At 65.3% G+C, this 11,973-nt stretch carries 6 protein-coding genes; 3 read left to right on the top strand and 3 right to left on the bottom strand.

The window, feature by feature from the left end; translation table 11 throughout:
- Positions 1-80: 80 nt before the first annotated feature.
- Positions 81-3,818, top strand: a complete 3,738-nt coding sequence (locus GSQ88_RS24555; protein ID WP_159010327.1) for an AsmA family protein — start codon at positions 81-83, stop codon at positions 3,816-3,818.
- A 57-nt stretch (positions 3,819-3,875) separates the two neighbouring features.
- On the opposite strand, the gene GSQ88_RS24550 is transcribed toward GSQ88_RS24555, so the two are convergent.
- The 3 genes from GSQ88_RS24550 to GSQ88_RS24540 are packed head-to-tail and all read right to left on the bottom strand — an operon-like array spanning position 3,876 to position 8,923.
- Positions 3,876-5,129, bottom strand: coding sequence for an ABC transporter substrate-binding protein (locus GSQ88_RS24550; protein WP_159010326.1), 1,254 nt, complete (start codon positions 5,127-5,129; stop codon positions 3,876-3,878).
- A gap of 57 nt (positions 5,130-5,186) precedes the next feature.
- Positions 5,187-6,857, bottom strand: coding sequence for a hydantoinase B/oxoprolinase family protein (locus GSQ88_RS24545; RefSeq protein WP_210253881.1), 1,671 nt, complete (start codon positions 6,855-6,857; stop codon positions 5,187-5,189).
- Complete coding sequence (locus GSQ88_RS24540) at positions 6,854-8,923, bottom strand: hydantoinase/oxoprolinase family protein (RefSeq protein WP_159010325.1); 2,070 nt, start codon at positions 8,921-8,923, stop codon at positions 6,854-6,856. Before GSQ88_RS24540 ends, GSQ88_RS24545 begins: the two co-directional genes overlap by 4 nt.
- Positions 8,924-9,278: 355 nt before the next feature.
- Between GSQ88_RS24540 and GSQ88_RS24535 the strand changes: the two genes are divergently transcribed.
- Together GSQ88_RS24535 and GSQ88_RS24530 are read left to right on the top strand one after the other, a co-directional pair.
- A complete protein-coding gene (locus GSQ88_RS24535) occupies positions 9,279-10,889 on the top strand; it encodes an AMP-binding protein (RefSeq protein WP_159010324.1) in 1,611 nt (536 codons plus the stop codon).
- Positions 10,889-11,782, top strand: a complete 894-nt coding sequence (locus GSQ88_RS24530; protein WP_159010323.1) for an HpcH/HpaI aldolase/citrate lyase family protein — start codon at positions 10,889-10,891, stop codon at positions 11,780-11,782. Before GSQ88_RS24535 ends, GSQ88_RS24530 begins: the two co-directional genes overlap by 1 nt.
- The last annotated feature ends 191 nt before the right edge of the window (positions 11,783-11,973 follow it).

Below are 11,973 nucleotides of genomic sequence, written 5' to 3'. Positions count from 1 at the left end.
CTTCGCCACACTTGGCTCTATATATGGCGCTGCTCCGGCGTTGATTTTGACGCCGCCGATGGATGGTTCGGGGAGACACCGTGCAGACGACGCTGCTCGGCTTGGCGATTGCCTTGATCATTGCGCTGGTGGGCGCGCTGGTCGGGCCGTATTTCATCGACTGGAATCAGTTCCGGCCGCAGTTCGAGGCTGAGGCCTCGCGGGTGATTGGCGCGCCGGTGCGGGTCGGCGGCAAGCTCGACGCACGCCTGTTGCCGGCGCCCTCGCTGCAACTGCGCCAGGTGGTGGTCGGCGGAGCCAATGATCTCGGCAAGGTGCGTGCCGACAAGCTTGACGTCGAATTCAGCCTGGGTTCGCTGATGCGCGGCGAATGGCGCGCGACTGAGCTCACGATCAACGGCCTGGGGCTCGATCTCGGTCTCGATCGCCAGGGCCGGATCGACTGGCCGGCCACCAACGGCAACTTCAATCTGGGTTCGCTGGCGATCGACCGCCTGAACCTGACCGGCCGCATCGCGCTGCATGATGCCGCAAGCCACGGCACCCTCGAGTTGAACGATATCGTCTTCAGCGGAGACGTGCGCTCGCTGGCCGGGGCGGTGCGCGGCGACGGCGACGTCACGGTGTCGGGCACGCGCTATCCGTTTCGGGTGTCGTCCGGCGACAGCACCGACGGCAGCGGCACCCGCGTTCATCTCAATATCGATCCCGGCGCGCGCGCTTTGGCCGTCGATCTCGAAGGCGTGCTCTCCTTCCAGGCGCGCGCCCCGCGCTTCGAGGGCGCGCTGATGCTGGCCACGCCGGCCAAGGAGGCTGGCAAGGAAACTGCAAAAGCCAACTCGGGCGGCGACAGCCAGACGCCCTGGAAGATCACCGCCAAGATCAAGGCCGATCCGTCCGGCGCGCAGTTCGAGCAGGTCGAGGCCGGCTACGGCGTCGAAGAGCGCGCGTTGAAATTTGCAGGCCTTGCGGATGCGAGCTTCGGCGCCAGGCCGCTGCTTCACGCCGTGCTCTCGGCGCGGCAGCTCGACGCCGACAGGTTTGTCGCCAGGGAGAAGGACACTGATAAGAACAGCGACAAGAACAATGCGAAGGACAAAACCGCCGAGCCGATCCGATTGCTGCCGGGGCTGCGCGCGCTGATAGCCGCGCTTCCGCAGCTTCCGATTCCGGTGAAAATCGAACTGAGTTCCGAGCAGATCATGCTGGGGGGACGTCCCCTGCAGAATCTGGCGGCGGCGCTGCACGCCGATGCCGGCTCCTGGACCGTCGACCGGCTGGATTTTCGCGCGCCTGGCGCGACCCAGGTCTCCCTCAGCGGCAGCCATGCGCAAGCCGGCGGCCTGAAGGGCGCGCTCGACGTCAATTCGTCCGATCCGGATGCGCTGACGGCGTGGTTGCAGGGCCGCAGCGAGATCACCTTGCGTAACCAGAAGCAGCTGCACCTGCACGGCGATGTCAGCATCGCCGCCGATCGGGTTGCGCTCGATGCGATGCAGGCCGAGATCGACGGCGGCGCCGTCTCGGGGCGGATCGCGTTCGCGACGCCATCCGCTAAGGGCGGTTCGCGGTTCGATGCGGAGCTGAAGGCCGATCGCCTCGACCTCGATGCGGCAATCGCCTTTGCGCGTTCGCTGGCCGGACCGCAGGGCGAATGGCCCGATGAGGCGCTGGTCTCGCTCGATTTCGGCCACGCGATATCGACCGGCCAGGATCTGCATCCCTTCACGGCGAAGCTGGGCTATGGTCCGAAGTCGATCACGCTCGATCAACTGAAGATCGGCGATGCCGGCAATGTGATGCTGGAAGGGGCGGGGAGTTTCGACCGCGCCAGCGCCACCGGAAAGCTGGCGCTGAATTCAACCGCGGCCTCGCTGGACAAGATCACAGCCGCATTCTCCGGCGTGATCGCTCCCCTGGCGCCGACGCTCGCGACGCGGCTCAATGCGCTGGGGGCGGCTCCAGGTCCCGCGCACCTCAAGCTTGCGATCGATGTCGACAAGGATCCCGGCCACGCCGATCGCGCCAGCGCGCACGCCGTTCTCGATCTCGACGCGCCGCAATTGACCGGCAACGTCACGATCACGGCCAACCCAGCCGTCGCGGCGATCAAGGCGATGGACGTCGACAAGATGCGGCGTAGCCAGCTCAGCCTGGAAACCAACCTGTCGTCGCCGCGGGCGGGTTCGCTGCTGGCGCTGTTGGGGCTCGATCGCGCGATCACGGCCGCCGATATGCCGGCGCAATTTCACGGCTCGGTGACGGGCGTTTGGAGTGAGCCGCTGCGGCTGAAGGCCAAGCTGTCGGGCACCGGCCTCGACGCCGAAGCAGATGGCTCCGCCGAACCATGGGCGCAGGAGACCAAGGCAAATGTCAATTTGAAGGTGCGCAGCATGAATCTCGCGCCGCTGTTCGACCTCAAACCGTCGGAAGCGCTGGCGCAGAACATCAGCCTATCGTCGCGGGTCGCATTGGCCGGCAACAAATTGACGCTCGGCGACATCGACGGCGCATTGGTGGGTTCGCGGCTGCGCGGCCACATGACCGTCAACCTCGGCAGCGACAAGGCCGGCGATGACAAGAGCATCGAAGGCGAACTCGGCCTCGATGCGCTCGACCTCGCGCCGGCGTTTGCGCTCGCGGTCGGCAGCGCCGGTCGCGATGCCACCGAGCCGCTCGGTTCCGGATTGCTGAAAGGCTGGCGCGGCCATATCGCATTTCAGGCGTTGCGCGGCATCTTGCCGGGCGGCAGCGAGTTACGTCCGGTTAGCGGCACGGTCAAGAGCGACGGCCAATCGCTGAACTTCGACAGCATCAAGGGTAGCATCGGCGGCGGCGAGGCGGTCGCCAGCATCGACGCGAAACCCGGCGCCAACGGCGTCGCGCTGAACGCCAATGTGCAACTGAAGGGCGTCGACGGCGCCGCGTTGCATTATCGCGGCCTGACGATGCCGGCGGGACGCGCGTCGCTGCAAATGACCTTGGCCGCGCAGGGCCGAAGCGCTTCGGCGCTGATGGGCGCGATGTCCGGAAACGGCACCGTGACGCTGGACGCGGCTGCGATCTCGGGGCTCGATCCGCGCGCCTTCGAGATCGCGATCCACGCCAGTGATCAGGGCCAGGCGACCGACGATGCCCGGCTGCGGCAGCTCGTCGATCCCGTGTTGTCGGCGGGTGCGTTGCTGGTGACCTCGGCGCAAATTCCATTCACGATCCGGGACGGCCGGCTTCGCGTGGCCGCGACCACGCTCGACGGCGGCGGGGCGCGCGCCGTGATATCCGGCGGCTACGATATTCCGGCCGATCAAGCCGATATTCGCGCGGCGATTTCCCTGAGCACGAATGAATCCTCAACCGGCCGTCCGGAAATTCAGTTGTTCGATGTGGGCTCGCCCGACCGGCTCGATCGCAGCGTCGATGTCTCGGCGCTGTCTTCCTGGCTCGCGGTGAGGGCGATCGATCGCGAAACAAGGCGGCTGGATTCGATCGAACGCGGAGAGCCGCCGCAAGCGGTGCCGGCATCTGTTCCGCCGCCCGCGCTGCCATTGCCTGCGATCGCGCCGCCGCTCGCGACCCCGTCCGATCGTCCGCTTTCCGAGGCGCCAGTGCCCGGCCGCGATCCGCGCCGCATTCCGTTGAAGCCGCGGGTCGTTGCACCTCGTCCGCTGGCGCCTGCCAGTCCCGCTCCGCCGGTGGTGAGCCAGCAAGTCGCCCCGCTGCCGCCGCCGATCGAGGTTCGCCCCGCGCCCAGTGTGCTGCGGCCAGCACCCAAGCCGCGGCCGCCACTGGTGCTGACCCCGCCGATCGCCAATCCGTAGAGACTTCTCTCTCGCCCCGCTTCGTGCGGGGCGAGATCGAGCAACATCGCGCGTGCCTTACGTCATCGGCCAGATCGCCTCGGCGATGGCGGCCTGCCGCGGAAAGATGGTGACGAATTTGCCGCCGACATATTGCAGCAGCACCGGGTCGGCGTCGTTGTTCTGGCCCATCTCGTCGAACTTGATCCGCTTCCAGGGCATGATGGTCCGTTCCCCCGAAATATCGGTCGTGGCCAGCGCGTCGCGGATCTTGGTGCCGTCGATCGACTTGGCGCGGTCGATCGCGTCCGCCAGCACCAGAAGGCCGATCACTTCCCGCGAGGTCAGGTCGTTGAGATCCTTGCCGGACTTTTTCTTGTACATGGCATTGATGGTGCCGACCATCGGCCGCTTGGTAGCGAGATCGAGCGAGAAGGTGCTGCGCGAAATCGAGCCCTTCACCTGGTCGCCGACCGCGTCATAGAACGCCTGGTCGGAGAAGCCGGCGTCCTGCGCCACGATCGCGTTCGCCTTGTAGCCGAGCTCGGCCATGGTCTTGATCAGGAGAATGCTGTCCGTGGTGTAGCTCGACGGCATCAGCACGTCGGCATTGGCCGCCTTGAGCTGCTGCACCTCCGCCGAGAGCGAGGGCGTGTTGGCGCGGTATTTGATGTCGGCCACGATCTTGTAACCGCGCTCGGCCGCAAGCCTGGTCTGCGCATTGCCGGAGTCGGTGCCGAAGATCGTGTCCTCGTGGAACAGCGCCAGCGTCTCGATTTTGGTGCCTTGCTTCCTCATCGCATCGAAGAAGTCGAACATCGCCGCCGAATACATCTCGTCATGCGGCGAGGGACGGAAGAAATATTTCAGGCCGCGTCGATGCAGGCTGGGCGAGGAATTTTCGGCCGAGAGAAACGGAATCTGGTAGCGCTCGCAGGTCTGGCTGACGGTGACCGCGACCGCGCTTTGATAGGTGCCGACGATGGCGCAGACGTTTTCCTGGGTGATCAGGCGCTCGGCCTCGGCGCGACCCTTCTGCGGATCGGATTGATGGTCGGCAAAGATCAGCCGCACCTTGGCGCCGCCCAATCCCGGCAGGCCCTGGCCCTTGGCCAGCGGCAGGTCGAAATCGTAGTCGTTGTTGATGATCTCGGCCGCGGTCTCGTACGCTTTTTGCGCGTCGACGCCGATCTGGGCACTGTTACCCGACAATGGATAGGTCAAGCCGATCCGTATCTCATCGGCGTTTTGGGCCGATGCAGGCAAGCTACTGGCGGCAAGTGCGGCCGTACCGCCCAAAAGAAGCGTTCTGCGATCTATTCTGCGAACCATGATGTCTTATCTCTCCTGTTCAAGCGATTCAGACATTTCAAGCGATTTAGCGCTGCGTCATTCACCAGGTAGCCTTGATTCACCAGGTAGCGTTGCGGCCAGATAGCCTTGCTCGCGATCCCGTCGCCGTGCGGATTCCTGCCGCTCGCCTGGCGGGCCGAGGCCACCGCCGCCGGAGGTGACAAGCCGGATCACGTCGCCCTTTCGCAACGGCATATTGGAAATCTTCGAGTGCAGCGCCTGCGCCTGATTGTCGCGCACCAGTTCGAGTTGGCCTGCCGCGCCAGGCTCGCCGCCATCGAGCCCGAACGGACGAAATCGAAACCGATCCATCTGTCCCGTAAAGCTCGCCGCCTGGCTGTCGATGCGCCAGGCCCTGCGCAGGCCGAGGCCGCCGCGATGGCGTCCGTCGCCGCCGGTCCCGGGCGCGAGGCCGTACTCGATCATGGTGATCGGGATGCTGCTTTCGATCATCTCGACCGGGATCGATGCGTTGTTGTGCATACCGAACGAATGGGCGCTGGCGCCGTCGCCATCGGGATGGGCGCCGCAGCCGCCGACCTCGATCTCGACCAGCACCTTTCGCGCGCCGCTGGATTCCATGGTCTGGAACGAACAGACGTAGCTGACGGCATAATACGCTGCCGGCAGCCGGTTCGGGATGGCTTTGGCGAGCGCGCCGAACAGCACGTTGAGCAGGACATGGCCGGGCGCGAGGCGATGCGCGACCGGCGCGGGATGCTGCGCCGACACGATCAGGCCCTCCGGTGCGACGATCTCGATCGGGCGGTAGCACCCGGCGTTCGGAACGATCTGGTGCTCGGCGGCGGCGACGATGGCGAAATAGACCGCGGACGATGTCGAACCCAGGGTCGCGTTGATCGGTCCCGGGACCTCGCGGTCCGAGCCGGAGAGATCGACCACCAATCTGTCGCCGGTCACGGTGATCCGGGCATGGATGCGTACCGGCTTGGTCACGTCGATGCCGTCGTCGTCGAGAAAATCCTCGAATTCATAACTGCCGTCGGGGATCGCGCGAATGGCCGCCCGCATCGCGGCCTCGGACGCGTCGAGCATCGCCGAACACGATGCGATCAAGGTGTCGGCGCCGTATCTCGTCGTCAGGATCTCGACCGCTCGCACGCCGACGCCGAGCGACGCGATTTGCGACTGCAGGTCACCCATCACGGCAACCGGCTGGCGCACATTCTGCGCGATCACTCCCCACAGCACATCATTGCGCACGCCTTTGGCGAACAGCTTGGAGGGCGGAATGCGCAATCCCTCCTGATAGATTTCGGTGGCGTTGGCGGCATAGCTGCCGGGAGACATGCCGCCGACGTCAAGATGGTGGCAGAGCGTGCCGACGATCGCGACGCGCCGGCCGCCGGAAAAAACCGGACGGAACGCCGCGATGTCAGGCAAATGCTGGCCGCCGCAATAGGGATCGTTCGAGATGATGACGTCGCCCTCTTCCCACAGGTCCGCCGGAATGAACCGGTCGAGGATCGTCTGCAGGAAATAGCCCATCGAATTGAGGTGCTGCGGAATTCGCGCCGACTGCGCCACATTGTTGCCGTTGGCGTCGAAGATCGCCGTCGAGTAGTCGAGCATCTCGCGCACGATGGTCGAGCGGCTGGTCCGCCACATCGTCACGTCCATCTCGGCGGCCGCGGCCGTCAGCGCGTTACGCAGCACTTCGAGTTCGATGGGATCGAGCACGGTCATGCCAACACCTCGCTGCGGGCCGCCACCAAATGACCGTCACGCCCGAGCGTGAGCGACCAGCCGGGTGCGACGTAGACGGCCGTATAATCCTCCTCGACAATCGCAGGGCCGGAAACCTTAAGCGAAGCTGCGATCGCGTCGCGTCGCCATGTCGCGATGTCCTGCCATTGGCCGTCGACATAGACGTGGCGGCGGCCGGCTGCGGCGCCATCGGCGGATACAGGTTTTGCGGCCGAAATCTGCGGACGGGCCATTCGGCCGATCGCGGCAAGCCGCAAGGTGACGAGCTCGACCGCATCTTCGGGACTGGCGTAGGAAAATCGTTGGGCGTGCTGGGTGTGGAAACCGCGGCAGATTTCGCCGATGCCAGGCGCGTCGAGCGCGACCTCGCCCCAGGGGACGGTGAGCTCAAAAGCCTGGCCGCGATAGCGCAGATCGGCCGACAGCTCGAACTGCCGGTCGGCGGATGCGATGCCGTCGGCTTCGAGCCGTGCCGCTCCCTCTGCCTTGAGACTTTCAAAACACGAACGCACCCAGGTGACGGCGCTGCCGTCGAACGGCCGCACGCCGGAACGGCCGAACGCGTGCTCGATATCAGCCATCAGGACGCCGCGCGCGGAGAACGTAGAGGCGTCGACCGGAAAGATGATGCGCCGGATACCGAGCTCATCCGCCACCGCGCAGGCGTGCACCGATCCCGCCCCGCCAAAACTCAACAGGGTAAAATCGCGGGGATCGAGACCTTTCTCGAACAGGCTGACGCGAATGGCGGCGGCGAGATTGGTATTGGTCAGACGCAGGATGCCGGCGGCGGCGGCATCGGTATCGAATCCGAGCGGCTCTCCGGCGCGCGCCAGGATGGCGGCGCGGGCGGCATCGCGGTCGAGCGCCATGGCGCCGCCGAGGAAGCTCGCGGCATCGAGCCGGCCCAGCGCAAGATTGGCATCGGTCACCGTGGGCTCGGTGCCGCCGCGGCCGTAGCACACCGGGCCGGGCCGGGCGCCGGCGCTCTCGGGGCCGACCGTCATCTGCTTGCTGGCGCTGACCCGCGCGATCGAGCCGCCGCCGGCGCCGATGGTGCGGATTTCGATCATCGGCAGGCGCACCGGCAACCGGTCGATCTCGCTCAAGGTGACGATCTCGAGCCGGCTGTCGCGAACGACGGAGACGTCGAAGCTGGTGCCGCCCATGTCGACGGCCACCAGATTTGGCTCGTCGAGCCGGCGCGCGAGTTCGAGCGCCGCCATCGCACCACCGCTCGGGCCCGACAACAACAGGCGGGCAGGCTCGGCGGCGGCGGTGGCCGGCGTGCATACCCCGCCGTTCGACTGCACGATCAGGAGATGGGGAGCGAACGCCTCGGCGCGCATCCGCGCTTCGAGGCGCTCGATGTAGGCACGGACCACGGGCTGCAACAGCGCATTCAGCACCGTCGTGCTGGTCCGCTCATACTCGCGGATTTCCGGACTGATGACCGACGACAGTGAGACGTCGAGTCTCGGCAGCGCCCGCCGGATGCGATCGGCGAGGCGCTGCTCGTGATCGGGGTTGGCGTAGGCGTGAAGCAGGGCGACCGCGACGGTTTCGATGTCGGCGGCGGCCAGCTTTGCGATCACCGCATCGATGTCGGCCGCGGTCGGCACGCGTTCGGCGCTGCCGTCAAAGCGCATCCGCTCGTGAAAGCCGAAGCGTCGGTTGCGAGGGATCAGCGCGGGAACCGGCTGTGGATGGATGGAATAAACGTCGCGGCGATAGTGGCGGCCGATCTCGAGCACGTCTTCGAAGCCGGCCGTCGTCACCAGGGCTCCCGCGGGCAGTTTGCGCTCAAGCACGGCGTTGGTGGCAATGGTGGTGCCGTGCATGAGATAGCCGACGTCCGACAATGTGAAGCCGTAGCGCCGGCCGGCGATCTTGATGCCCTCGACCAGTGCAATCGACGGATCTTCCGGTGTCGTTGGCAGCTTGTGGGCAACGATCCGGCCATCGCGCGCATCGAAGATCTGCAGGTCAGTGAACGTGCCGCCGATATCGACCCCGATCCGTACCGGCTTGGTGGAGGCATTCATCAATCAAAATCCAACGGCACGTGGTGGCACCTCAGTCGGTATTCGCGCCTGGGTCGAGCGTAACCCCTGCAATGGCTAAAGCCTACAGTGGGTAGCCTTGCAATTCATGTGCCGGACCGACCTGGAGCTCCGGGTGCGGAGATCATGGCGGCATGTGTAGAGCGAGCGGCTTCGTACGTGATCACAGCTCCGGAGGGTTCTTTGCGATGTCGTCCCAGAAATCGATGCAGGCTTCCATCATGCGGTAGGGCGCGACGATCTTGCCCGCTCAGAGTGTAGATTTTGCGATGACGTCCGCGTACCATACGATTGGATTAATAAAACAGCCTGATAACGGCGATCACCGGGAGTGAACATGGCGGCCTTGACGGGTCCTGAACTTGCCCTCTCGCATTATCCGCCGGATCGTTCCGAGCCGGTGCTTGAGCGTTCCATCGGTGATGCGCTGCGTGACGCGGCGGCCATTTGGCCCGAGCGCATCGCCTTGATCGAAGGCCTTCCCGATCGCGCGCAACGCCGGCGCTGGACGTTTGCGTCGCTGCTGTCGGAGGCCGAAGCGGTCGCGCGCGCGATCGCGGCCCGTTTTGCGCCGGGCGAACACGTCGCGATCTGGGCCGCCAATTGTCCGGAATGGATGCTGATTGAATTCGGCGCCGCGCTCGCCGGCATCACGCTGGTCACCGTCAACCCGGCCTATCTCGCCAACGAGCTGGCATTCGTGCTGAAGCAGTCGCGGGCGGCCGGCATTTTCGTGCAGCCGCATTATCGCGGCCGCGATCTCCTGGCCGTGATCGAGCAGGTTCGCGCCGAGTTGCCGAAACTGCGCGAGGTGATTTCGCTGGCGACATGGCCGGACTTTCTGCGATCGGCGTCGCCGGATGCCGTATTGCCGACCGTGGCTCCGGATGACATTGCGCAGATTCAATATACGTCGGGCACGACAGGCTTTCCAAAGGGCGCGCGGCTGACCCATCGCGGTCTCGGCAACAACGGCCGTTTTTTCGCGCGCACGGTCGGCGCGAGGCCGGACGATGTCTGGGTCAATCCGATGCCGATGTTTCACACGGCAGGTTGCGGACTGGTGACCCTTGGCGCGCTGCAAACCGGCGGCACGCAAATCATGCTGCCGGGCTTCGATCCCGAATTGATGCTTCAACTGTGCGAGGAGGAGCGCGGCACCGTCATGCTTGGCGTGCCGACCATGGTGATCCGCATGTTGGATGATCCGGCGCTGCCTCGGCGCAATGTCGCATCGTGGCGCCTCGCTCTGATGGGAGGCACGCCGGTGCCGCCTGATTTGGTGCGCCGGGCAGCGCAACTGGTGCCCGGCCTGAAGGTTGGGATCGGCTTCGGCCAGACCGAATCCTCGCCCTATCTCACACACACTCTGCCTGATGATCCGCACGCCGATTGGATCGCGACGGTGGGTCGCCCGATGCCGCAGACCGAACTCCGCATCATCGATGTCGATACCGGCGAGACGGCCCCGCTCGAAAAGGTCGGTGAAATCTGCGCGCGCGGTTATTTCGTCATGAAGGATTACTTCGATAATCCCGGCGCCACCGCCGGTGCGATCGACGCGGACGGATGGCTGCGTACCGGCGACCTCGGCAGCATGGACAAATTCGGCTACTGCCGCGTGCAGGGCCGCCTAAAAGATTTGATCATTCGCGGCGGTGAGAACATCTATCCGCGCGAGGTCGAGGACCTGCTTTTTACCCACCCATCCATCGCATCCGTCGCCGTGGTAGGTGTGCCGGACCCTGAATGGGGTGAGATCGTGGTGGCATTCGTCCAGACCAGGGCGCCGACCGATGAAGCGGCGCTGACGGCGTTCTGCCGTGAGCGGCTTGCATCCTACAAGGTCCCGCGGGTCTGGCGTTTCGTCGAGCAGTTTCCGCAGACGGCGTCCGGCAAGATCCAGAAATTCGTGCTGCGTCAGCAATATCTGGCTGGAAACGCCTGATGCCCGGCCTTGACCCCGACCTGCGCCGCACCTGGCTGTTCGGACCCGGCGCCGACCGCAACGCGCATGACGCCATGTTGGCCAGCGGCGCTGACGCCCTCATTGTCGATCTCGAAGACTTCACGCCACCGCCATTGCGCGACAAGGCGCGTGCGTTGCTGGCGAACTTCGTTAGGGATTGCCGCGATCGCGGGCGGCTGGCCGCGGTTCGTGTCAACGCGCTCGAAGCCTGTGGAATGCTCGACCTCGCGGCCGCGATGCGGGCGCAGCCGGATGTCATCGCCTATCCGATGGCTGAGCGTCCCGCGCAGATGCATGCGCTGGACACAGCCATCACCCACCACGAACATCTGCTCGGTCTGCCCGCGAACTCCACTGAGATTTTGCCGGTCTGCGAAACCGCGTTGGGCGTGATTGAAGTGCGCGCGATCGCGGCAAGCAGCCCGCGTATCCGCTGCGCGTTGCTCGGCGCCGAGGACCTCGCCAACGATCTCTGTGCCGAGCGCGGTCCCGACGGGACCGAACTGGAGTACGCACGACGGCGTTTCGTCGTGGAGTGCCGTGCGGCCGGGATCGAGCCGATCGACGCGCCTTACACCTTTAGCGACAGCGAAGGCGCCGCACGCGAAACGCGTTTTTCGCGGCGCCTGGGATATCGCAGCAAATCGCTGGTGCTGCCGGAGCATGCGGCGGTGTTGAATGCCGTGCTGACGCCTGATGCCGATGAGCTGCGACATGCGCGGACCATCGTCGACGGCTTCGATTCCGCCCGTGCGCGCGGCGAGGATCGCGTCTTGGTCGAGGGTCTCTGGGTCGAGGTGCCGACCTATCGCAACGCGCGCCGGCTGCTCGAGCGTGCGGCAAGGCTCGGCGATGCGGGCACAGGGGATTGAGGCCTGCGTCCGCGATAACGTCGGCTTCTTGGCTCCGCTCGCCCATCGGGCCGTCGTCGTGCGATTCCGTCCGTGCCATCGCGCGATTTTCTGCGATGCGTTCAATCTGATTTGCCCTGTCTATCGCTTCACATCTCATATTTAATTTCTGATTTTCAGAAATCGTCCTTGACTCCAGACCCAAATCAGCG

Source organism: Bradyrhizobium sp. S69 (genome assembly GCF_009766005.1).
In the GTDB taxonomy this organism is placed as follows: Bacteria; Pseudomonadota; Alphaproteobacteria; order Rhizobiales; family Xanthobacteraceae; genus Bradyrhizobium.
The sequence above is the reverse complement of the archived record's forward strand: the minus strand, read 5'-3'. Positions and strand labels throughout refer to the sequence as shown.

What these genes read in the sequence shown, in the direction of transcription:
- GSQ88_RS24550 (WP_159010326.1), bottom strand. Translation starts at nt 5,129, where the DNA reads ATGGTTCGCAGAATAGATCGCAGAACGCTTCTTTTGGGCGGTACGGCC.
- GSQ88_RS24545 (WP_210253881.1), bottom strand. Translation starts at nt 6,857, where the DNA reads ATGACCGTGCTCGATCCCATCGAACTCGAAGTGCTGCGTAACGCGCTG.
- GSQ88_RS24540 (WP_159010325.1), bottom strand. Translation starts at nt 8,923, where the DNA reads ATGAATGCCTCCACCAAGCCGGTACGGATCGGGGTCGATATCGGCGGC.
- GSQ88_RS24535 (WP_159010324.1), top strand. Translation starts at nt 9,279, where the DNA reads ATGGCGGCCTTGACGGGTCCTGAACTTGCCCTCTCGCATTATCCGCCG.
- GSQ88_RS24530 (WP_159010323.1), top strand. Translation starts at nt 10,889, where the DNA reads ATGCCCGGCCTTGACCCCGACCTGCGCCGCACCTGGCTGTTCGGACCC.